Source organism: Spirosoma radiotolerans (assembly GCF_000974425.1).
Lineage (GTDB): Bacteria > Bacteroidota > Bacteroidia > Cytophagales > Spirosomataceae > Spirosoma > Spirosoma radiotolerans.
The window spans coordinates 6,763,885-6,788,157 of the sequence record NZ_CP010429.1; the positions used below are offsets into that span (position 1 = coordinate 6,763,885).

Here is a 24,273-nt window from a genome sequence, read left to right on the forward strand (position 1 = left end):
CTTTCGGGCGTTTTTTGTGGGTAAATTGCAAGATAATCTGCTAATTCTGCCACCGTAATGGGCATTATCTATTTCATGAAACGATTTTATCGAAACGGCGTCTGGCTCCTGCCTGTCGTGTTTCTGTTCTTACTCTCTGCCTGCCGTGAAAAGCCCCTTTTTGAACGGCTCAATTCATCCGAAACGGGAATTACTTTCGCCAATAACATTACCGATAGCGACACCCTCAATATTCTCAACTACCAGTACATTTACAATGGTGGGGGCGTTGGTGTCGGCGATTTCAACGGTGATAAAAAACCCGACGTATTTTTTGCCGGAAATCAGGTTTCTAATCGGTTGTACATCAATGAAACCGAAGCGGGTGGCGGAAGCCTGCATTTCAAAGACGTTACCCAAACGGCTGGTGTACAGGGCGGTGGTCACTGGTGCTCGGGCGTATCGGTGGTAGACGTGAATGCAGATGGGAAGCTGGACGTGTATATATCCACAACACTGCATAAAAAAGCCACCCAACGGACGAATCTGCTGTATGTCAACCAGGGGAATGATACGGACGGAGCCCCAAAGTTTCGGGAGATGGCGGCCGACTATGGCATTGCCGACACAACCTTCTCGACTCACTCTGCCTTTTTCGATTACGACAACGACGGCGATCTGGACCTCTTCGTTCTGGTTGATCAAATTGCCGACCCGCGGAGTCCAACCAACTTACGCGCCCGAGTCAATGATGGTACATCGCCCAATACGGACCGACTGTATCGGAATGATTTCGATCCAAAACGGGGGCATGCATTTTTCACGGACGTAACGATGCAGGCCGGTACGCTGGCAGAGGGCTTCGGCCTTGGCGTGAATATCTGCGACATCAACCGCGATGGCTGGAAAGATATTTACGTGACAAATGACTTTGCCAGTAGTGATGTGCTGTACATCAACAACCACGATGGCACGTTCACGAACCGGGCTCATGAAGCATTCAAGCATACCAGCTCGTCGGCTATGGGAAATGATGTGGCCGATATTAATGGCGATGGGCTGGCCGACATCATCGTGATGGATATGCTGCCCGAGGATAACCTCCGGAAAAAGAGCCTGATGGGCCCCAGTAGTTATTTCGCTTACCAGGAATGGGACCGTATGGGCTACGAACACCAGTATGCCCGCAACACGCTGCAACTCAACCAGGGTGTACGGCCTTCGGACACGTCACACGCCAACATGCCGATTTTCAGCGAAATCAGTATGCTGGCCGGTGTAGCCGAAACGGAGTGGAGCTGGTCGCCCCTGCTAGCTGATTTTGACCACGATGGCTACCGTGACTTGCTGGTTACCAATGGGTTCCCTCGCGACGTGACCGACCGGGACTTTACAAACTACTACAGTTCGGTAAACACCTACCTGAGTGACGAACTTCGGAAAGGCCTGACGGAAAAAATGCCTCGGGTGAAGGTAAGTGACTATGCGTATCGAAACCGGGGCGATGCCCGGTCGGGTGGCCCTGCCTTCGAAAATGTTACGGACCTCTGGGGTATGAGTGAGCCGAACTTTGCCAATGGTGCCGCCTATGCTGACCTCGACGGAGATGGTGATCTCGATTACATTGTCAATAATATCGACGACGAAGCCTTTGTGTACCGCAATACGCTGGTCGATAAAAAATCCGATAAGGCGCACTATCTGCGGGTTCAGTTTCAGGGAGAGGGGGCTAATCGGATGGGGCTCGGTGCCACTATCGAATATGAGTTGCCAAATGGGCATAAGGAATTTTATGAACATACGCCTTATCGGGGGTTTCTGTCCAGTGTGGAGCCCGTTGCGCATTTTGGCCTGGGCGCAACGACAACCATCAAAAACCTGAAAGTAACCTGGCCGGGCGGGCGAGTTCAAATTCTCCCGAGTGTCAACGCCGACCAAACCATTACGCTCAAAGCGACAGACGCCCGGCCAGCCCCGGCAGTATCGAACGGCCCGGTAACCCAACCATTATTGAAAGACGTGACCGCCGACCTGGGGGTTACGTATCGGCACGAAGAAACCGATATCATAGACTTTAACGGACAAAAAACGCTTCTGCACAAACTCACCGAATATGGACCGGCGCTGGCTGTCGGCGATGTGAACGGCGATGGCCTGGCCGATCTGGTGGTGGGCGGTAGTTCCAAGTATTCGACGGAACTGCTCTTGCAGCAAAAGAACGGGCACTTCATCCTGAAACCGCTGCCAACAAAATTGGCTGAGGATACAGGCTTGTTGCTATTCGATGCGGATGCGGACGGCGACCTTGATCTATACGCAGCCAGTGGTAGCCCCGAATTCTCGTCCGAGCAACTGGCCGAGGCCATGCGCCACCGCCTGTATGTGAACGATGGTCAGGGCAACTTTACCCTGGATCCTAATGCGCTGCCTGATTTTCGGGTAAATGGCTCCTGCGTGAAAGCCGCCGACTTCGATAAGGATGGCGACCTGGATTTGTTCGTCGGCGGGCGGGTTGAACCGTATAAATACCCGGTGGGCGTACCCAGTTACCTGCTTCGCAACGATCATTCGGACAAAGCGGGGGAAAAAGGCAAGCCGCATTTCACCGATGTAACGGCACAACTGGCCCCTGCATTGACGAAAGCGGGTTTGACCTGTGATGCACTCTGGACAGATTACGATAATGACGGCTATGTTGACCTGATGCTGGCCAGTGAATGGGCGCCTTTAACCATGCTCAAAAACGTGAAAGGCCATTTACAACCTCTGGATAATAGTGGCCTAGCGGATAAAGTGGGTTTTTGGAATTCACTGACCCCCGGCGATTTTGATAATGACGGCGATATAGACTACCTCGCGGGGAACATGGGCCAAAATACGCTGTTCCGGGCCAGCACCGAACGACCCGTTCGTATCTACGCGGGCGACTTCGACAATAACGGCTTTTACGACGCCTTTCCTTCGGTCTATTTCAAAAACGCCAAAGGTCAATACGAAGAATACCCGTATTTCGGCTGGGATGATATGGTGAAACAGATGATTGGTATCAAACGCCGATTCATTAAATACGCCCCCTTTGGTGAAGCGACCATGAGCCAGATACTGACCGATGAAGAGCGGGGCCAGGCCCTGAAGCTTTCAGCCAATTATCTGACCAGTAGCTACATCGAAAACAAAGGAAATGGCAAATTCGACGTTCATCCGTTGCCTATTATGGCACAAACCGCTCCGCTGTTTGGTATGCTGGCTCAGGATGTGGACGGCGACGGTAACCTCGATGCAGTGCTGGTTGGTAATGAGCACGGTAGCGATTTGGTAGCCGGACGCATGGACGCTATGAACGGGCTGGTTTTGAAAGGCGATGGGAAAGGAGGCTTTTTACCCCTAACAATCGCTCAGTCGGGTTTCTTTGTGCCCGGCAACGCCAAAGCGATGGTTAACTTCCCTAATCCACAGGGCCGTTGTGAGGTGGCTGTGACCGAAAACCGGGGTCCCTTGCGCCTATTTGCCATTCAACAGCCACAAACGTTCATGCCCGTTGATGCACAGACCACGGTGGTTAATGTGCGGTTGAAAAATGGGCGTATGCGTCGGCAGGAGATTCCCTTTGGCACTAGTTTCTATGGACAGTCGGCACGCGGAGTGTGGTTATTACCAGGTGAGCAACTCGTCAAAAAGTAAGTGATAGGGCTGGCGCCGATACGGGAAACCGTATCGGCGCCAGCCTAAGAAACTATGAAAGTAGCCTTACCATTTCTTCTCGTGCTCGTTGTGGTCGGGTGTTCGCCAGCGCGCCGTATAAGTCGTGAACTGCAGACAAAGTCCATCTACACAGATCACTTTACGGGCGTGGCGGTGTACGATCCTGCGCAAAGGCGGGCATTGATTCAACACAATGCCGATAAGCCGTTTACGCCAGCATCGAATACGAAGCTGTTTAGTTTCTATGCCGGACTGTTGTCGCTTCGGGATTCGCTGCCCGTACTGCGTTACGCCGTCCGAAACGACTCCCTGATTTTTTGGGGTACAGGAAATCCCCTGCTGCTGCATCCTGACTTACCCGATACCACGGCACTGGCTTTTCTGCGAAATCGCCCCGAACGACTGTTTTATTCGCCCGCTAATTATGAAGGGCCGCGTTTCGGAGCGGGATGGGCCTGGGATGATTATAACGATGACTACTCGCCGGAGTTAGCGCCCATGCCGATCTATGGCAATGTGGTCCGTTTCACAAAAAGTACAACGCTGCCGCACCGGTTTATCGATAGTACGCAGTCTATAGCTACCGCAACAGGTGGTGTGCACCGGGCTGAATTTACGAATCAGTTTGTGCGACCGGCAGCCGGTAAAACGGCCCGGCAGGACGTGCCGTTTAGATGGTCGGCGGTAGTAGTCGCTCAATTATTGGCCGATACCCTTCATCGACCCGTGAGCGTTGTAAACCTACCGGTTTTCCCAAACGCCCGGCTTATACGCGGTTCATCCACTGACTCGCTCTACAAGCGAATGCTTCATGTGAGTGATAATCAGTTTGCGGAACAGGTTTTATTTATGGCTTCAGCCGAACAACAGCCGACGCAGCTCAACCCCACGATTGAACTACGACGAATTGCCGATAGCCTACAGTATTCTGCTACGGCGAAAAGCCCGGTCAGGTGGGTAGACGGCTCCGGTTTATCTCGCTATAACCTGTTCACACCCAATGTGTTAATTGGCTTGCTTGGCCGAATTTATGCTAAAGTGCCTCAGCAACGCCTATTTACGTTATTGCCAGCCGCTGGTCAGTCGGGAACATTGCGAAGTATGGCGGCTGATGGGAAGCCTTATATCTTTGCCAAGTCCGGTTCCATGACAGGTGTCTACAACCTGAGTGGCTATGTGCTAACGAAGCGCAATAAGCTCCTTTATTTCAGCATTATGCATAACAACTTCATCCAGCCCGTCAGCGAAATCCGCCGACGCACGGCCGATCTATTGAAGGAAATTCACGAACGGATGTAGTCGCTAACAAGACGTTTACCTGGCTTTTATCAGCCGATAAACCGGATAGCTGACGGCGACGAAGCCCAGCGCATACAAACTGCTCGAAAAGTCGCCGATGACGACGCCGAGGAGAAAAGCCAGAGAGGCAACAAGCAACGTCCAGGTTGAAAACGGGTAGCCCCAGGCCCGGACCGGGCGTTCAAGGTCCGGTTCCGTTTGCCGAAGGCGAATCAGCGCGGCAAAACACGACGCGTAACAAAGCACGAAGAAAAACGTAGCAATGTCGGACAGCTTCCCGTAGGTATTGGTCAGAATCATCAGAACAGACGCCGAGGCTGTCAGAATGGTCGCGTAGGTTGGCGTGCCTCCCGCATTGACGTGCGTAACAAACCGGAAAAACAAACCGTCGCGGCCCATGGCGAAGATAACGCGCGGATTGAACATGATCTGGGCATTGATGATGCCCATGATCGAGATCATTAACAGGAAGGTAACAACCTTGGCGCTTCCTGGCCCGAATAAAAGCTGAACTGCATCAGCGGCCGGTAACTTCGACGCGGCAAGGGCCGACATCGGCAATACGTAGAGCAACGCCAGATTGACGAATAGGTAGATCCCAATAATCAGGAGGACTCCCCGAATCATGGAGCGGGGTAAGTTGCGGCTGGGGTCGACGTCTTCTTCGGTAAAGTAAGCGGCTGTATGCCACCCATCGTAAGTATAAAAGACCGCCTGAAGGGCGGCCAGAATACCCACCCAGAGACCGCCTTCCGCCAGGGGCCGGACGGCAGTAGCCGTTATGGGTTTGTCTGGCGTGACCACAAAGCAGATAACCACAAAGGCCAGTAGACCAACCGCTTTCAACACACTCATTATTTCCTGCGCCCGGCTGGCCAATCGTACTCCCAACGAGTGAAAGGCAACAAAAGCAACCAGAATGCCGATGGCCATACTTTGCTGATAATCCACCAACGCGGGCGATAGCAAGCCGATGTATTCACTCATAACAGCGGCCCCAAAAGCCATTGCCGAGACGCTGCCCAGCCAACTACTGATTCCGATAATGAACCCGGCATAATTGCCAAAGGCCCGTCGGGCATATACGTACCAGCCGCCGGCTTTGGGTAGCATGGTGCCCAGCTCCATGACAGACAGCGACCCCGCCAGTGCATAGAGACCAACCGCCAGCCAGACGCCAATAATCAATGTTGGATTGCCAATATCCTGGGCAATGGGACCAGGTTTTCGCAGAATGCCTGTGCCCACGGTGCCACCAATTGTAACGGCCACACCGAAGCCGACGCCTAGTAATTTTTTAAGTTGGTTTTGAGCCATAGCAGGCAGGAGCAAGAAAGGATAGGATGGGCTATTTTACAATGATAGCGAAAAAAATGGCCCATTTGTGATTCTACGACTGGTTCTGTCTGCCAGCATCCCGGTTTTTCGTAAGTTTGCCAACATGAGAGCCTTGCTGATGAACGCTTACGTGCTGGTTTTTTTCGGGGGTGGGCTGGGAAGTGTACTACGCTATGCGCTTGGCCGACTGATACCTGTCACATTCGCGAGTTCACCGTTTCCTACGGCCATTCTGCTCGTGAACGTAGTGGCTAGTTTCGTGCTGGGCGCTATTGTCAGTTGGGTAATTGGCCGGTCGGCGGGCGAAGAAGCGCGTCTGCTCATCGGGGTGGGCTTTTGTGGTGGGCTCAGTACCTTCTCAAGTTTTAGTAATGACACGGTTTTACTGGCGCAAAATGGCCGTTTGGGGGCTGCTTTGCTCAACATTGGCCTGAATGTGATTCTGTGCCTGGTCGCTTCGGCCGCGGGACTTTGGTTTGGACAAAAATTATGAGGAAGCTCTTCCTGTTTCTATTTTCAATGCTAATGATTTCGACTCAGTTGCAAGCCCAGGAGGTAGCCCGTCAGCTCCATGACGCACACGAAACCTACAAGGAAAAAAGCCTTACACACCGGCGTTTCAAGCATGCCGACATTGTGCCTTTGCTACAGGCCATAGCCCAGCCCTTGTCGGTGAGCCAGGTAGGGGAGTCGCTGGAGAAACGAGCTATTTATCAGGTTAAAGCGGGAACAGGAACAACCAATGTATTGCTTTGGAGCCAGATGCACGGCGATGAAGCGACCGCCACCATGGCCTTGTTCGATATATTCAACTTTCTGAGCGCCCACGGTGATGGCTTCGACGCGTTTCGGCAGACTATTCTGTCAAAGACGACGCTTTACTTTCTGCCGATGCTCAATCCGGACGGTGCCGAGCGGTTTCAGCGCCGGACGGCTACGGATATCGACATGAATCGGGATGCCCTTCGTCTGCAAACACCGGAGGGAACTTTGCTCAAACGCATGCAGCAAACGCTGCAACCGCTGGTTGGGTTTAACCTTCATGACCAGAGCCCCCGCTACAGCGTTGGAAAAACGGGGAAGCAGGCGGTTATGTCGTTTCTGGCAACGGCCTATGACGAAGATCGGAATATCAATGACGTTCGACAGCGGTCTATGCAGCTGATTGCAGGCATGAATCGGGTTTTACAGCCGTTTATTCCCGGCCAGATTGCCCGCTATGACGACGAATTTGAGCCACGCGCTTTTGGGGATAATATTCAAAAGTGGGGAACAACCTTGATTTTGATCGAATCGGGAGGCTACAAAGGCGATTCTGAAAAAATGGCGATTCGGCGGCTGAATTTCGTCGCGATTCTGTCGGCGCTCAAAGCCATTGCCGATGGTTCATACCGGCAGGAATCCAAAGCAGATTACCTGGCTATTCCGGAAAATGGCCGGGCGTTATTCGATCTCCTCATTCGCAATGCAACGGTTGTCCGCGAAGGCAAACCAGTTACGGTTGACGTGGGAATTAATTATGACGAGGTCAACGACAAGACCAGTAAACAGTTTCAGTACAAAAGCACCATTGAAGACATTGGGGATTTGTCGACGTTTTATGGCATCGACGAAATCGATGCGACAGGCCTGACACTGGTACCCGCTCGGGTTCATACCGATCCTCTGGAATCCCCCGCCGATCTGGATAAACTGGATTTGCCCGCTCTTCACCGAGACGGTGTGGTTGCGTTTAAGGTACGGCAAGCTACCAAAGACAGCTTTCCAAATCAGGCTGTGCATTTGCTTCTGGATGGCGAGCTACCTGCTCAACCACTCCAACTGGAGCAAATCCCGACTTTCCTGCTGATGAAGGGAAATCAGATCAAGTACACGTTTGTGAACGGGTTTTGGAAAGACAGTAGGGGTAAGGTACCTAATGGGATACTGGATTAAGTTGCTATTCTAAACGTAATCTGCCCGTAACACTGTCATAACGTTTACTTAATAGCTGGATGGTAACTTTGTCATACAGTTTGTCTCAACACACAAACTATCCGTTATAATCATATTGGTGTCGTTCGAAAGGCCAGAGCATTGTTCTGGCTTTTTTCTTTTAGGTCTGTTCAAGCTTTTGAGTAAGTCTGAATTTTGTCATGCTGACGCAGAAAACTTTAGGATGGTTCCTGCGTCAGCATGACAAAAAATGCCGTTAAATTTTCCGTCAATAACAAACCCTGTTATTTCCTCAATGCAAAATGCCCGGCTAGCCGGGCATTTTGCATTGAGGAAGCAAGAAGCAACTCTTAGAACGTGTATCGGGCACCGATCTGCATCTGCCAGCGTGAACCCAGCGGATCAATTGAGTAGGGCGTAGATGGCGCACTCCAGGTAAACGTTGGATCGCCAGAGGTTGGGTTGGTCGCCCGCGTCAGGCCAATAGACCCTGTCGAGTTGAAGGTATTGGCTGCGAAGTAAGAATACCCCAGCTTTTTATCCAGCAGATTCAGGAAGTTGATGATGTCGTAGCTAATTTGAATCGACTGACGGCCTTTCAGTTTGAACTCGTGCAGGAAACGCAAATCCATGGTATTGTTCCAGGGCGTACGAGCAGCATTACGCTCAGTAAACGTTCCTTTTCGTGTTTTCAGGTACGAATCCGATTCAACGAAAGCCATGAAGTCAGCCGCCTGGGTGCCTGTTGGCAACAGCTTTTGCGCTTCGGTCAAGTCACGCGGGATGTACGCTAAACTATTGGCTTGCCCCGTTCCATCAATGGTCGTGTTAACGTAGCCCCAGGAGAACGGTGTTCCCGATTGCAGCGAGTAAAACAGGGTAACGGTGGTCGCATTTCGTGGATTCCAGATCTGACGGTAATTCACGGTACCCACAATCCGATGCCGGATGTCGAAGTTCGAGTAGCCCAGTTGCGGGTTGTTTGGCGTCAATGACTGGTTCAACTGCCAGTTTGATTCCATCGAGTTCCGAATGCCATTCGTGATATCGAACGATTTTCCGTAGGTGTAGGCCGTTGAGAACCCGAAGCCAAATGGGAAGTTCCGCTGGATTTGTCCAGTTAAGCTATACCGATAGCCTTTGTTCGTATTTGACAGCATGTAGGCATTGGCAAAATTGTTATCAATGCGCTGCGCCCCGGCCGAGCCATTGGCTGCTACATAGATGGGCTGCTGGTGCTGCGTGTCGTAGCTGTAATACCGAACGACATCTTTCGTGTTGACCTGCTGAAATTGTAAATCCTGAATCACCTTCGTATATAAGCCCTCGACCGTTAATTTATAGCCTCCTACCACATAATCGACGGCCAGGTTATTCCGGAACATTTGCGGCATTTTGAAATTATTGTCGATCAGGTCTACCTGGGTACGGGTTACACCGCCGTTTGCCGGGTTGTTATTGATCAGCAAGCCCCCATTGGGCACGAGTGGATCACCCACCAGTTTGGTGGTAGCGGTGGCGTTGTTGTTGAAATCATAAGCGCCATAACCTACACCATTGTTATAAAAGGCATATCCTAGCCAGGCAAAGGGAATACGACCCGTAAACAGGCCCGTTCCACCCCGGACAACCAGGCTCTTATCGCCATTGGCATCAAAGGTGAAGCCTAAGCGGGGCGAAATCTGAACGTTATTCAGGAAGTTGTTCTTGATTTGGTTCAGGGGCGTAAAGCTGTAGGTATTACCCATGTTGGCCGGATCACCTGCCGAACTCGTCACCAGTGGGCTCAGCGCTGGTTTAGTAGGCAACCCTGAATAGTCGAAGCGAACACCCGGTGAAATCTTTAACTTATCGGTCAGTTGAATATCATCCTGCAAGTAGGCACTCATCAGGTTGACATTGAAGTGCGCGTAGGGATTGTTGAATTGGTTATCCAGGTTATTCGTCGCGTCAGAGAACGGGTACGAGCCACGCACCCGGTTCGGCAGTTTCGCCAGGAATTCAGCCGGGCTACGGTACGAAATCCGGCCGTTTGGCGAATTGACAAATCCGTAATCAATGGTATAGAACTCGTTGTGCGTACCCAGCGTAAACGTGTTTTTGCCTAGATAGAACGTAAAGTTATCGGTCAGCTCAAACGTCTTCTGACGCATATTGAACACCGATGCTTCCCGGTCATTTCCCAAGAATATCGTTCCGCCGTTGTAGCCAATTTCCACTTGGGGGAAGGTGCGGACATTGGCCAGTGTATTGCGGTAATCGTGTACACTCGAATAGCCAACGATCAGGCTGTTCGACGCCCGGCCGCTGAACTGGCTTTTCAATTCGGCAACCGTGCTGCTCTGGTTGTTGGTTTGTTTGTAGTCGATACTGCCAAACCGGAAGTTCTGCGCGTCACGCTCTAGGTTTGTCGCTTCGGAGAATACCGTGTTGTTACGGATCGTCAGCTGATTTTTTTCATTGATGTTCCAGTCAATGCGGTTGAAAAACTTAGTGCTGTTGGAATAAATGGCATAGTCACCGGCTGAGCCCGCGTCAAGACCGTAGTTGGTTTTTACGAAATCGCTAAGCTGCTGAGCCAGGGCTACATCTTTGATGAGCGAACTGGGTGAACCCGCCTGGAACTGAACGGGATCCTGCCGACGGGTAATTTCTTCATTCGTGAAGAAGAACAGTTTGTTTTTGATCAGGGGAAGACCCACCCGTACACCTGTCTGGTACTCGTGAAATGTGCTTGGGAGCTTCTCTTTGGCATTCGATGCGCCGTTCCAGGCACCGGTCAGCGTGGCATTACGACCAAATCCGTATATAGAACCCGTTACTTCATTGGTACCGCTGCGGGTTACCGCATTGACCGAGCCACCCAAAAAGTTACCCAGCCGAACATCGAACGGAGCCACAGCTACCTGAATGTCCTGTATGGCGTCGAGGCTGACGGGGTTGGTGCGGGTACTTGAACCGGGTTGCCCCGACGTACCGGTAGAACCGCCGAGCGAAGGGCTGAACCCAATGGCGTCGTTATTAATGGCGCCGTCGATGGTTACGTTGTTGTACCGGAAGTTAGTACCAGCGAAGGAATTATTGTTGTTCACCTGTGGCGACAGGCGGGTCATGTCGGTCAGGCTGCGGGAAATAGTGGGCAGCCGACGGATGGTTTCGCTGTTTACGCTGATACCTGCCCCTTGCTTATCGCCTTCGCGATTGCCTTTCACAACTACTTCGGATAACTGTGTGCTGGCGTCCTGAAGCGTAATGTTCAGGTTGGTCGTTTCGCCCAGTTGTAAGGTAACCCCCGACTGTGTTTCGGTCTTGTAACTTACGTAGGTCACAACGATCTCGTAAGGGCCACCGGCATTCATGTTATTGATCCGAAAGCGGCCTTCCACATCCGTCACGGCTGCGTACTTCGTGCCGGTGGGTGTATAGGTCGCCTGCACGGTTGCTCCCACTAACGCTTCTTTCTTGGTGTCGATGATCCGACCGCTGAGACCGCTGGTGGTTACCTGCGCCCACGTTGTTGAAAAAGCGATAACTAGAAATAGTACAAGTAGTGAAGTAGAACGAAAAAATTTCATCTTTTAGTAGATTGGTGATTTTCAGTGCAAAATTCACGCTTATCCAGATGAAGGCTGTTACGCCAATATTACGATATACGGCGTTGGGGTTAAAATGCAATTAAAGGCCTGTAGCGCCCTGAAAGCCTTGTTTTAGAGCCATTATCGAGTCTTTTTTAGCTTACTACAGATCTACGGTAGAGTAAGTATTTCATCTATGATAGGAAGGTAACTTTTAGCGTTTAACGCTTTCCATATCCAAATAAAATTTGGATATAAAGTCTTTTTTCTGAAAAATATTTTATTAGAAAAGAATACAAAGGCTTTAATGTAAAGAAATTAAGTGAGTAATACGAAATTGATTATCAAGGTTTTGTATTATTAAATACGTATTAAAAGTTAACATTCGTGTAACATTGACGTAACATTGGGCGGGTAGTTTTGCAGCGCTTAAAGCGATACCAAAACTAAAAAAATGAACCGTCACGTTTTACTTGTCCTTTTTTCTCTACTGTCTACGGCCTTATGGGCACAGACCGGCACTGTCCGGGGAACCGTCAAAGACGGAAAAACAAAAGAATCTTTAATCGGCTGTACCGTGCGTGTTGATGGTACGCAAATTGGTAGCACCACCGACATCGAAGGTAATTTTAACCTCGCCAATGTACCCGCCGGTACACACAAAATCGTTATCTCCTACGTCTCGTATAAAACAAGAGAGATTCCAAATGTTCGGGTTGAATCGGGTAACACAACGGCCATAGATACCGAACTGGACGAAGAAGGAACTGCCCTTCAGGAAGTGGTGGTTCGGGCCAATAAGGCAACGAATACCGAGATCGCCGTTATTACCGAAATTAAGCAACTAAAGCCAATTGCCGTTGGTATCTCGGCGCAGCAGATTCAGAAATCGCAGGATCGGGATGCCGCTGCCGCCATCCGGCGGGTACCGGGCGTTAGTATCGTCGATAATCGGTTTGTGTTGATTCGTGGCCTGGCGGCCCGCTATAACTCAGTATTGATCAATGATGTCATTACACCCTCGACCGAAGTAGATACCCGTTCATTTTCCTTCGATCTGGTGCCGAGCAACATCATTGACCGGATGATCGTCTACAAATCGGGTTCGGCCGATCTTCCCGGCGATTTCGCGGGCGGGGTTATCAAAATATATACCAAGCGTCGGCCCGACCAGAATTTTACGGATGCCGGTTTGACCATTGGCTATCGGGGCAACACAACGTTTCAGACCGTACAATCTCAAACCCGTTCTGGCCTGAACGCGCTGGGCCTTTGGGACGCCAGCCAGCAGATTCCAACCAGTTTTCCGGCTAAGCCAGGCGATTTCAATTCATTGAATCCCTTGCAGCGAGCCTCTTACGCTCGTCTGTTACCGAATACCTGGGGCTTAAAAGATTTGTCCGTCTCCCCTGATATTCGGTTTGCCCTGAACATAGGTCGTCGGTTCGACGTCGGTAGTGTGCGGGTCAGTAATCTGACGAGTATCAACTACGCGATGACCAACCAGTTCTCGAACATTGATCTCAAATTATACGACAACGGCACCATTGCCAATGCCGTTACACAGCAGTATAATGATGCCAACTACGCTCGTCAGACTCGCCTGGGCATTCTGCACAACTGGTCGGCCCGGTTCTCGCCTAACTTTACCTTGGAGTGGAAAACACTGTACAACCAGCTCAGCACAACAGAAACGGTTGTCCGGACGGGCGCTCAGGTGGCCGAAGGCTACGATGTACGTAGTTACTCCGAACGGTTTGAGAACCGGAGTATTTTGACGACGCAACTGGCCGGTGAGCATTCGATTAGCCCGTTGACAAAAATCAACTGGGTTGGTAGCTTTGGCTATACGGGCCGTTGGGAGCCAGATTGGAAACGGGCGCGTTACCTACGGGCAACGGGCGCAACAGGAACCGATGGGCAACTGGCTCCCTTCCAGATCGCTACTCCAAATGATCCGACACCTACCGAAGTGGGTAGGTTCAACTCAAAACTACATGAATACGTAATTTCGGCCATTGCCAATGGTGAGCACACGTTTGGTAACCCAACCGACCGCGAGCCGAACAAAATCCGGTTTGGCGTGTATGCTGAACAGAAAAATCGGGATTACGCAGCTCGTTTCTACGGCTACCAGGCTGTAGGGAGCGCGTCGATTGCCAAGCAGCGTGACATTGGTACAGCCTTTGCGCCAGAAAACGTAACGGGTTCCGAAGGGGGCTTCTCGCTGCTGGATGGAACACGCGACCGGGATGCCTATAAAGGACTCAATTCCTACCTGGCAGGCTACGTGAGTGGCGATATTAATTTCGGTCCTAAAGCAAACCTGACCCTTGGTTTTCGCGGAGAGTATAACGATCAGGGCATAAAATCGAACATCAACGGCGTTGAAACAAGGCTGGTAACAAACCGGATTTTCAGCCCGCTGCCATCGCTTAATTTCACCTACAAACTCACCGATAAGACCAACCTGCGCTTTGCCTATTCCTCGTCGGTAAACCGGCCGGAATTCCGGGAGTTAGCCCCGTTTAACTATTACGACTTTAACCTGTTGGCCGATATTCAGGGAAACACGACCTTAACAACGGCTAAAATTCAGAATGTTGACGCCAAGTGGGAGTTTTACCCAAGCGCTAATGAACTGATATCGGTAACGGGTTTTTACAAGCATTTTACGAATCCGATCGAATCGTACCTGCTATTTCAGGGCAATGGCCTGGCATATACATTCACCAATGCACAGTCGGCTCAGAACTATGGTATTGAGTTAGAAGTGCGAAAAGGATTCCAGAACTCGGCTAGTGCTTTTCTGCAAAACCTGTCGGTCGTTGGTAATGTATCCTTGATCAAAAGCCAGGTCAACGTGGGTGATTTTGTGACTGCTCCCGACCTGAGCGGCACCATTCAGCAGTACGACATCCGGGGCATTGCCGATACCAAACGCGCTCTGGCCGGTCAATCGCCTTACCTCATCAATGCGGGTGTTTATTATGCCGCGCCTAATTCGGGCTGGCAGTGGAACGTACTGTACAACGTCTTCGGACAACGCATTTTTACGGTAGGAAACAGCCAGAATCCGACTGTGTATGAACTGCCACGCAATGTCATTGACCTGAACCTGACCAAGCAGTTCAATAAGAAAGTTGAACTCCGTTTGGGTATTCAGGACATCCTGAACCAAAACGTTCGGTTTGCCCAGGATTTCAACCGTGATGGCAAAATCGGCAGCGACGTAACATCACAAACGGCCGGTGCCGATCAGATGGTTCGCAAGTTCAAGCGGGGCAGTTACTATACCGTTAGCGCTATTTATACGTTCGGTCGCCGGACAGTTATCCCGTAATTACCCCAATCTCAATAAGACCAATTCAAACAAAAATCAATGTTTATGCAATTCCCTCAATTGTTCCGTCGGGCCTGGCTACCCTCACTAGCTGTGGTACTGGGCTTATTTATGGCGGTTTCCTCCTGTAAAAATGAGGATACACCGGCTCCCGTTCTGAGCATCACCAGCTTCAGCCCATCCTCAGCACCTGTTGGTTCAACTGTTGTCATTACAGGTACGGCGTTCAGTGCTACACCGGCCAGCAATACCGTCACGTTTGGTGGCGTTCCCGCGACTGTGACCGGAGCCACAACAACGTCGTTATCGGTTGTTGTACCTGCCGGAGCCGGTACGCCTATCGCAGTAACATCAGGCGGATCAACCGTAACAAGCTCAACGGCCTTTCAATTAGGAAATAAGCCAGTCCAGGAAATAACGGGCGATATTACGGCCGATACCAAATGGACCGCAGATAAGATATACTACCTTCGTGGTTTTGTTCAGGTAAAAGCACCAGCTACGCTGACTATCGAAGCTGGAACAATTATCAAAGGGGGCGGTAAAGAAGTTGATCCGGCAGGCAAACAGCAGGGCGCTACGCTGATCATTCTGCCAGGTGCTAAAATCAATGCCGTCGGTACCGCGTCAGCTCCAATCGTGTTTACTTCGAACAAAGCGGCTGGCTCACGGAATTATGGTGACTGGGGTGGCGTCGTAATCTTCGGGAAAGCGCCTGTCAATCAGCCAAGTGCAACCGGTTTTGAAGGGGGTCTTCCAGGTACCGTCGGTTCTTACTCCGATGTTAACGACAACTCGGGTGTCATGCAGTACGTGCGTATTGAGTTCGGGGGCATTGCCTTGCTGGCCAACAGCGAGATCAATGGTCTTTCGTTATATGGTGTAGGTGCTGGAACGACGCTCGATCACATCCAGGTATCTTACAGTGGTGATGATTCATACGAATGGTTTGGTGGTACGGTCAATGCGAAAAACCTGATCGCTTTCCGGGGTTGGGATGACGATTGGGATACTGACTGGGGCTGGTCTGGTAAAGTGCAGTATGGCCTTTCGCTCCGTGATACGGATGTAGCTGACCAATCGGCTTCGAACGGCTTTGAATCGGACAACTTCAACCCGGGTTTGCCCGCCACGGGGCCTAACGCCGGTCTGCCACTTACGGCTGGAGTTTTTGCCAATATGAGTAACTTCGCCTTTAGCGGTGCACCCTCAAACGCACCGGCGTCAAAGGGTAGCGGCCCTTATCAGTCAGGCATGCACCTTCGCCGGAACACGTCGCTCAGTATCTTCAACTCATTGATTGTTGGTTATCCTGAAGGACTGCGGTTAGATGCACCAACCGGTACGACAGGTACGCTGGATAACGCAACGAGCGGAGCTCTACAATTACACGGGGTTGTGATTGCAAATACCACGACACCCGTACGCGGTGCTGGTGCGATCACCGACGCACAGGCTCAGGCGTTCTTCAATACCGCAGCATATAAAAATCAGATTATTGCCAGTAGCGATGTTGCCAAGCTTCTGCTTAACTCGGCTAGCTTTAACCTGACCGCGCCTAACTTCCTTCCTCAGGCTGGTTCGCCTTTATTAACGGGTGCAATCTGGGATGGTAAGGGCGCTGATGCCTTCTTTACCAAAGAGCCGTTCATTGGTGCCTTCGGAACAACCGACTGGACAAAAGGCTGGGCTAACTGGGACCCCCAGAACGCTAACTACGACAAATAAAGTAATCAGTAAATTTTATATTGGTGTCGCAAAAAAGGGCCGGGGCTTTGCTCCGGCTCTTTTTCTTTTTATAAAAGATACCGTTTACCAAATAAACAGGCAACTAATTACATTCGATGAATACTATACATACCTTTCATAGGCGGCAGCGAGTTTGCTATTGAGCTATGTTACTGCTTCATACATGAAGATTTACGCCTGGTTGGCAGTAATTAGTATATTTTATTGTTACTTCTAATTTAAATTAGCGTCTAATACCCAAGTAAGTCCATGAACTTTTAGGTAAATTGTACGTGTTTGGCAATAAATTTGTGTTAATAAGCTGAATTGACCACCAAGTGTATCGTGCCTATTTTTCTTTGTAGAAAAAGGGCGACTTTTTGGCTGATAATTAGGTACTTATTAATTTGCCAGATAATACGTGCCTATTATGTTTCAGGAACAGGCTCACCATTTCACCATATCACCCTTAAGTCACCGTAACGAATGATCTCTAAGAAAGCTAAGTATGCCATCAAAGCCCTGAAGGTTTTGACTGAAGAGTACGGAAAAGGACCCGTATTGATTTCCTATATCTCGGCGAAAGAAAACATCCCGAAAAAATTCTTAGAGGCAATTCTTTTGGAACTGCGAAATCATGGAATTCTGCAAAGCCAAAAAGGAAAAGGTGGCGGCTACCTGTTGCGCGTTGACCCAGGCCGGGTTAACCTGGCACAGGTACTACGCGTAATTGATGGCCCTATTGCCCCAACTCCCTGCGTGTCGTTTAATTTCTACGTTAAATGCGATGACTGCAATGATGAGGTAACCTGTATGTTGCGGCCAATTATGGAGCGCGTTCGGGATGCGAACTTAGGCGTTTACGAAAACACAACGTTGCTGACGTTCCAGAATCTGGGCTCCCTCGAAACAAAGGAAGTAGCCATCGGGACGAATACGGCCGACTTGATTGACACAACATCAAATCGGATGTCAGCTTAATATGGATTTACGGTTTTTGGTATACGGCGATCTGTCGCCAGTGTTACGCGTCAGCCAACCGTAGCGACGGATCGCCGTATACCAAAAACCGTGACCTTACTCTGGTTGGTGTTCTTTCCGCAAGAGGTCGTTCACGGTCTTCACCGGATTGAACGTAATGAGCGGCACTTCAACGAAGATCGTGCTCCAATCGGCCATAGCGCCGTTCCAAAGACCCGGCAGCTCCTGCGCTTTTAAGTCTTTTCCATCTTTCGATTTAGCCGTAATGAACCCTGTTAGTGGGTCACGATAAGCGGGTAAGTCATATTTACGACCAAGATGATCTTTAAGGCCGCATACCAGATCGACGGGGTTAAAGTGCGTGGCTTCATCAAAAATGGCTTTTTGTGCCGGGTCAGTCAAATCAATCTGGGCCGACTCAACAACTTGCAAAGACACAGAGCCATCCTGATTTCTGGCCCAGAACGGCCCACCCCCCGGTTCGCCAACGTTTTTAACCATCCCACAAACCCGCACGGGCCGGTCTAATTTCCGACGGAGGTAGTCCAGTTTCTCCGCTTTGGACAGCTGATCGAAGCCAACTGGCGGTAACGTATAGAGCGTCCGTCGCAGGAGTTCGTCCGCTTCGCTCAAGTAGCCGTCACTGATGGCTTCCGAATCGCCGGACTGACTTTCCAGCAGACCTTGCAGGCGGGCAATCTGCTGCTGGGCATCGAGCAATACAGAGGCCAGAACTTTCTTGTATGTGATGGTCGGTTCCTTAATCTGGTCAGGAACGACATTGTCGATGTTCTTAATAAAGACGATGTCGGCATGAATGTCATTGAGGTTTTCAATGAGAGCCCCATGACCTGCCGGGCGGAACAGGAGCGATCCTGATTCGCCACTGCGGAAGGGTGAATTATCCATGTTCACCGAAATGGTATCGGTGGATTTTTTCTGTTCGGAGAACGTTACGTCGAACGTTACGCCAAGCCAGGCTTCGTAATCGGTCTTTTGTGCATGGATCAACTGCTCGAAACGGCTACGGTGTTCGGGCGAGACGGTGAAATGGATTTTAACTAACCCATCCGAATTGGCATAGGCAGCCCCTTCTACCAAATGCTCCTCCACGGGTGTACGTGGCCCATCCGGATAGCGGTGAAATTTCAATAATCCCTTAGGCAGACTACCATAATCCAGACCATCTTCGGTCAGTAGAAATCTCAGTACCGTTATTCGGTCATTTTCGGCAACGGCTTTGTCTAAATCATGGCCCTGAGCGGCCATTGCAGCTTTCAGGTCGTCATAAAAAGCGAAGTCGGTTAGGCGGGCAAAGACTTCATCGACTGATTTGTCAGATTTGCCATCCAGCGCCGAAAACAAGGATTTAAACATACGGGTAGCCGCTCCCGAGGCCGGAACAAATTTAACCAAGTCCCGTTCGTGAGCAGCCTCGTCGAAACGGTGAATGTGCGTAGCCAGTTGATCATCAGCGATACGAATAATACCATCGCCGATGGTAGCCGCTTTAATGACATTCAAGTACGGAAATCCTTCTACAAAGTGTTTTATCTGCTGGTCAATCTGGTCGAGTGAAACGCCCTGTAACAGAATCTGGTCCTGATCTTGCTCTGTGAATTGCATAGGGTTAACGGAAAAAATTACATTAGGAATGAGGGGCAAATTGCGGATTTCAGCAATGGTACGCAAATCAAATCGGGACAAAAGAGCGGTAACAGGATAAGATTATGGTCGCCTGCTTATCTTTGTTGCTCCCAACCATCTTATCTGTACGCTCATGAAATTGATTGCGTTTGACGCTGACGATACCCTATGGGCCAACGAACCAAATTACATTGATGTAAAGCTAAAGCTATGCGAACTACTGTCGCATTATGTTTCAGAAGAAACCCTTTCGCAGCAGTTTTATGACTCCCAGATTCGAAACCTCGCCGTATTTGGCTATGGAGCAAAGAGCTTCATGCTCTCGATGATCGAAACGGCTATCGAATTAACCAACGGGGCCATCACGGGTTCTGAGATTCAGCAGATTATTGATGTTGGACGGAAACTACTGGATTTCCCAATTGAGGTACTCGACGGGGTAAACGAGGTATTGGAAATACTATCCAAGCGGTTCGATCTGATGGTGCTCACCAAAGGTGACCTGTTTGATCAGGAGAGTAAAATCGCTCGGTCAGGGTTGGGACACTACTTCAAACATGTTGAAATCATCAGCGAAAAAAATGAACAGGCGTATGAACGTATTCTACAAAAATACCAGATTCAACCGGCTGACTTTCTGATGATTGGTAATTCACTAAAGTCGGATGTTTTACCGGTTGTGCACATTGGTGGTCGGGCTATACATATTCCCTACGAAACGACCTGGGCCCACGAAATGGTTACGGATGAGCAGTTGACCGGCAAGTCATTTACGACATTGAGCAATGTACGGGAATTGCTGGGATTACTCGAAACTGTGAACGAGCAGGTATAAACAACCAGTTTTCCCATGGTTCGTGTCCTCACGGCCCATACGTGCGTCAGCCAGACCATCCGGTCAGGTGGGCCGTGAGGACACAGCCCACGGAAATAAGGAACAGTATTACAGCGTTAACGTAAACGAATCGGCGTCCAGATTGGCGGGGAATTTTGCCCGAAATGCCTGTAGATCAGCCAGGGACAAGGTGTGCTGATGCACGAGCTCCGCATCCGACTGCCGGAACAGCACATCGCCTTTGAAGTCAACAACGGCCGACTCGCCGGAGTAGGGATGCTGGTTGCCATCTTCACCAACGCGGTTGACCCCCACCACATAACTCAGATTCTCAATGGCGCGGGCTTGCAGTAAGGTATTCCAGGCAGTACGTCGGGCAGAGGGCCAGTTCGCTACATAAAGCAGAAGGTCGTAGTCGAATGCCTGCGAGTCGTCTGAGGATGTATTGCGGCTCCAGACCGGGAACCGAAGGTCATAACAAACCAGCGGGCAGATGCGCCAGCCTTTCCACTCCTTCACCATCCGGTGTGTTCCGGCGGTGTAAACCGCATCTTCACCCGCCATGCGAAACAAATGACGTTTATCGTAGGTGTCAAATTGCCCATCTGGCTGCATCCACACCAGCCGATTGAAGAAACGGCCATTTTCCTTCACCACATAGCTGCCCGTCACAACGGCTCCTGTTTGGGCGGCCATCTGTTTCAGCCAGCGAAAAGTCGTCAGGTTCATAGGCTCTGCAACGGCCTGAGCGTCCATGGTGAAGCCCGTTGTGAACATTTCGGGTAAAATGACCAGATCCGTGGGGGCTTCCAGCGTAAAAATCTGTTCCTCCAGCATAGCCAGATTAGCCACCGGATCGTGCCAGTAAAGATTAGTCTGGAGGAAGGTTACGTTCATGGTTATTTAGGGAACTTCATTTTATACTCCGCATCCGTCTTGCCCTTCGAAATATCGGCTAGTTTTTTCTTGATGAGCGTCCGGCGAAGAGAAGGCAGGTAATCGGTGAAGAGCTTGCCGTCGAGGTGGTCGTATTCGTGCTGAATAATTCGGGCGGCCATCCCTTCGTATTCTTCTTCGTGCTCATTCCAATCCGTATCGAAGTAACGAATCACAATGATTTCAGGCCGAAACACTTCTCCCCGAATACCCGGAATACTCAGGCAACCTTCTTCAAAGCCCCAGTCGTCGCCCGCTTCTTCAATGATTTCCGGATTGATAAATACCTTTTTGAAGCCAACCAGACTTTGATCAACGTCTTCTTCCGGTTCGTCTTCGTTCAGGGGTTCGCCATCCACCACAAACATGCGAATGCTCTGCCCGATCTGTGGCGCTGCCAGGCCAACGCCTGATGCTGCGTACATTGTCTCGAACATATTATCACTCAGCGCTTTAACGTCGAGGCTACCGGGTTCAATATCTTTGGCCCGCTTCCGTAAAACGGGGTCACCGTAGGCAATAATTGGGAGAATCATATTTATTAATGATGAGTGACGAATGATGAGCGATGGATGATTAGGCTATAAAAATCATTCATCATTTATCATCCATCATTCCTTTCTGCTTTCCATGTATGACTGTAGAATAATGGCTGCACTAATTTTATCGATGTTGCCCTTTACCCGCCGATCTTTTTTTGTGCTCCCGTTGGCGATCATTGCCTGAAGGGCCATGACAGACGTAAATCGTTCGTCATGCCAGTAAACGGGAATATCGGGCAATGCGTTCTGTAAATGCGTTACGAACTTCCTGACCCTGGGCGTGTTATCCGTATCGGCACCATCCAGACCCTTCGGTAGTCCCACTACAAAGGCGTCGACCGGCTCCTTTGCAGTGTAGGCTTTTAAAAACTTGAGCACCTCATGAGAAGCTACCGTTTCCAGCGCCGACGCAATGAGCTGCAAAGGGTCCGTTACGGCAATGCCGGTGCGTTTCATACCATAATCGATTGCCAGAAGTCGTGCCATTTCAGGGCAAAGGTACGAAGGGAGGGGGCAAGCGGCAAGACGTGTAGAACAAGGAGCAAAATAAGCTCCACTGGAATTCGCTCACGCTGATTCTGTCTTACCTTCTATCCCACGCCAGGCGTCTACATCCTGCCAGGTATCCAGATCAATGGCCGCTTGTGGAAACAGTACTTGGCTGCAGTCATTTACATACTGCTGGATAAGTTTGCGGGCACCCGTATCGCCAGACAACAGCATAAATTCGGATCGATAGCGAATATCGAATAAAGCCGGAACACCTAGGTGCCCCGATTCACCATACCGGCAGGCAACAATGCCCCGGCCCATTTGGTGTTGCGTCGTAATTAACTGCTGTAGAAGTTGCGCTGTAACGTAGGGCTGGTCGGTCAGAACCATCAAAAAGGCATCGACAGGTTCATCGTTTAACTGGTTCAGACCAACCTGTATGGATGACGCCAGGCCTTGTTGCCAGTTGGGGTTGATAGGTGTACGGATAGGTAAACCGGTGAGTTCAGCACGGATTCGTTCCTCATTTCCGCCCAACACGACGACCACAGGGCCTGCCTCTAGGGATAAAGCGGCCTCAGTAATTTGCCTGACAAGCGTTTTCCCGTTCTGGGTAAGCAATTGCTTGGGCTCGCCACCCAGCCGGGTCGAACCACCAGCCGCCAGAATGATTGTCGCAATGATCATGCTTAAATGGCGTCTGCGCTAACTGCATCGTAGTCGGTAGTGCCCGAATCAATAGCGTCAGCCTGCCGACGGTGATTGGCCGAGTTGCCGGAAAGCCGCTCATGGATAGGGCCTGATTTATCTTTCAGGAAACCACCGGCGCCCTTCGTGAAAAACGCTTTAATTTCGGCCATGATCGACAGCGCAATTTCATCCGGTGTTTCAGCACCGACATCCAGGCCAATGGGCGCATGAACCCGTTCGAGTGAAGCCTCGCTGAACTGAAGGCCATCCTTCCGGAATTCGTCCTGCATCTTGTCAAACCGTTTGCGGGGGCCCAGCATACCAATATACGGTACATCCGTTGTGAGTAACTTCTCCAGCACGGCCCGGTCATAATTAAAGTTGTGCGACATCAGCACGGCGGCCGTTCGGTTGGTAATGGTCAACTGGTCAATAACCGCTTCCCGGTCGGAGTAGAGCACACAGGTAGCCACCGGAAACCGTTTGGGCGATAAGTGGGCGATGCAGTCGTCAGTAACGGTTACCTGCCAGCCGAGTTCACGGGCCATTTTGGCGACGGGAATCACGTCGTAACCCGCCCCAAAAATAACCAGCTCAATGCCGGGGTCAATCCGCTCGATGAATACCTCCGCACTTCCCGATGATACGGCATATGTACGGGTCAGCGGTTTACCCGTGCTGAATACGTCGCCCATGTCGTTGTGCAACCAGTCGGGTACTGATTCGCCGGGTTGTTCGGTAAGCAGAAACCGATTGCCGGGTTGTAGCCCGCTGAATTCGTCGCTTTTCAACACGGTAGCCAGCGCACGGACATCCCGTTTCTTCGTAAATTCTTTTAGCAACGCAACCGGGTTCTGGGGGCTTTCGGGAACAATGGGCTCAATCAACACGTCTATGATTCCGTTACAACCCAACCCAACACCAAAGCTGTTCGCGCCGTCGTCCATCGTGTCGTAGGTAACCACAATTGGCTGACCGTCAAGCATAACCTGCCGGGCTTTTCGAAGAGCGTCTCCTTCCAGACAACCGCCACTGATGGCGCCTTCCCAGCGACCATCATCCGTGATCAGCATTCGGGCGCCAGGACGACGATACGACGATCCTTCAACCCAAACAACCGTGGCCAGGGCCGCTTTGCGTTCCGAGAAGTCGATTTGCTCAAAAACCTCAACAATGCGGGTTATTTCTTTCATGTTCCTTATGGGATTGGTTTTCGGTTTATAGTATTCGGTTGGGTAATGCGTGATAGCT

The 24,273-nt window shown here is 50.6% G+C and carries 16 protein-coding genes; 8 read left to right on the forward strand and 8 right to left on the reverse strand.

The features are described 5' to 3' along the window. Positions 1 to 75: 75 nt before the first annotated feature. Positions 76 to 3,660: an FG-GAP-like repeat-containing protein gene (locus tag SD10_RS27570; RefSeq protein WP_046580239.1), complete on the forward strand. Its 3,585-nt coding sequence runs from the start codon at positions 76 to 78 to the stop codon at positions 3,658 to 3,660. Positions 3,661 to 3,714: 54 nt separating this feature from the next. Beyond that, positions 3,715 to 4,980, forward strand: coding sequence for a D-alanyl-D-alanine carboxypeptidase (locus SD10_RS27575; protein WP_046578562.1), 1,266 nt, complete (start codon positions 3,715 to 3,717; stop codon positions 4,978 to 4,980). A gap of 15 nt (positions 4,981 to 4,995) precedes the next feature. Here SD10_RS27575 and SD10_RS27580 read toward each other — a convergent pair whose 3' ends face one another. Continuing rightward, complete coding sequence (locus SD10_RS27580) at positions 4,996 to 6,297, reverse strand: APC family permease (RefSeq protein ID WP_046578563.1); 1,302 nt, start codon at positions 6,295 to 6,297, stop codon at positions 4,996 to 4,998. 67 nt (positions 6,298 to 6,364) lie between these two features. Here SD10_RS27580 and crcB point away from each other — a divergent pair, with 67 nt between their 5' ends. Continuing rightward, a complete protein-coding gene (gene crcB / locus SD10_RS27585) occupies positions 6,365 to 6,811 on the forward strand; it encodes a fluoride efflux transporter CrcB (protein ID WP_227699084.1) in 447 nt (148 codons plus the stop codon). Positions 6,812 to 6,843: 32 nt separating this feature from the next. Continuing rightward, a complete protein-coding gene (locus SD10_RS27590; RefSeq protein ID WP_169750815.1) occupies positions 6,844 to 8,253 on the forward strand; it encodes a M14 family zinc carboxypeptidase in 1,410 nt (469 codons plus the stop codon). 350 nt (positions 8,254 to 8,603) lie between these two features. Here SD10_RS27590 and SD10_RS27595 read toward each other — a convergent pair whose 3' ends face one another. Further along, the gene (locus tag SD10_RS27595) at positions 8,604 to 11,828 is read right to left on the reverse strand and encodes a TonB-dependent receptor (protein WP_046578565.1); all 3,225 of its coding nucleotides are present in this window, start codon (positions 11,826 to 11,828) and stop codon (positions 8,604 to 8,606) included. A 454-nt stretch (positions 11,829 to 12,282) separates the two neighbouring features. Between SD10_RS27595 and SD10_RS27600 the strand changes: the two genes are divergently transcribed. The 3 genes from SD10_RS27600 to SD10_RS27610 all read left to right on the forward strand — a co-directional run bounded on the left by SD10_RS27600 (position 12,283) and on the right by SD10_RS27610 (position 17,880). After that, positions 12,283 to 15,171 (forward strand): TonB-dependent receptor, encoded by a 2,889-nt coding sequence (locus tag SD10_RS27600; RefSeq protein ID WP_046578566.1) that lies wholly within the window; start codon positions 12,283 to 12,285, stop codon positions 15,169 to 15,171. 39 nt (positions 15,172 to 15,210) lie between these two features. Then, positions 15,211 to 16,899 carry an IPT/TIG domain-containing protein gene (locus SD10_RS27605; RefSeq protein ID WP_046578567.1) on the forward strand — a complete coding sequence of 563 codons (1,689 nt, stop codon included), beginning with the start codon at positions 15,211 to 15,213 and terminating at the stop codon, positions 16,897 to 16,899. Positions 16,900 to 17,385: 486 nt separating this feature from the next. Beyond that, positions 17,386 to 17,880: an RrF2 family transcriptional regulator gene (locus tag SD10_RS27610; protein WP_046578568.1), complete on the forward strand. Its 495-nt coding sequence runs from the start codon at positions 17,386 to 17,388 to the stop codon at positions 17,878 to 17,880. A 96-nt stretch (positions 17,881 to 17,976) separates the two neighbouring features. On the opposite strand, the gene SD10_RS27615 is transcribed toward SD10_RS27610, so the two are convergent. Continuing rightward, the gene (locus tag SD10_RS27615) at positions 17,977 to 19,506 is read right to left on the reverse strand and encodes a DUF4301 family protein (protein WP_046580243.1); all 1,530 of its coding nucleotides are present in this window, start codon (positions 19,504 to 19,506) and stop codon (positions 17,977 to 17,979) included. 154 nt (positions 19,507 to 19,660) lie between these two features. On the opposite strand from SD10_RS27615, the gene SD10_RS27620 reads away from it, so the two are divergent. Then, entirely contained in the window at positions 19,661 to 20,362 is a 702-nt protein-coding gene (locus SD10_RS27620; RefSeq protein WP_046578569.1) for an HAD family hydrolase, read from the forward strand. A 108-nt stretch (positions 20,363 to 20,470) separates the two neighbouring features. Here SD10_RS27620 and SD10_RS27625 read toward each other — a convergent pair whose 3' ends face one another. From SD10_RS27625 to SD10_RS27645, 5 genes are all read right to left on the reverse strand, one after another. Continuing rightward, positions 20,471 to 21,259 (reverse strand): amidohydrolase, encoded by a 789-nt coding sequence (locus SD10_RS27625; protein WP_046578570.1) that lies wholly within the window; start codon positions 21,257 to 21,259, stop codon positions 20,471 to 20,473. 2 nt (positions 21,260 to 21,261) lie between these two features. Continuing rightward, positions 21,262 to 21,834 (reverse strand): peptide deformylase, encoded by a 573-nt coding sequence (gene def, locus SD10_RS27630; RefSeq protein WP_046578572.1) that lies wholly within the window; start codon positions 21,832 to 21,834, stop codon positions 21,262 to 21,264. Positions 21,835 to 21,909: 75 nt separating this feature from the next. After that, positions 21,910 to 22,326: a Holliday junction resolvase RuvX gene (gene ruvX, locus SD10_RS27635; protein WP_046578574.1), complete on the reverse strand. Its 417-nt coding sequence runs from the start codon at positions 22,324 to 22,326 to the stop codon at positions 21,910 to 21,912. Positions 22,327 to 22,407: 81 nt separating this feature from the next. Next, complete coding sequence (locus SD10_RS27640; protein ID WP_046578576.1) at positions 22,408 to 23,019, reverse strand: nucleotidyltransferase family protein; 612 nt, start codon at positions 23,017 to 23,019, stop codon at positions 22,408 to 22,410. A 2-nt stretch (positions 23,020 to 23,021) separates the two neighbouring features. Beyond that, entirely contained in the window at positions 23,022 to 24,215 is a 1,194-nt protein-coding gene (locus tag SD10_RS27645; protein WP_046578578.1) for an XdhC family protein, read from the reverse strand. Positions 24,216 to 24,273 lie beyond the last annotated feature (58 nt).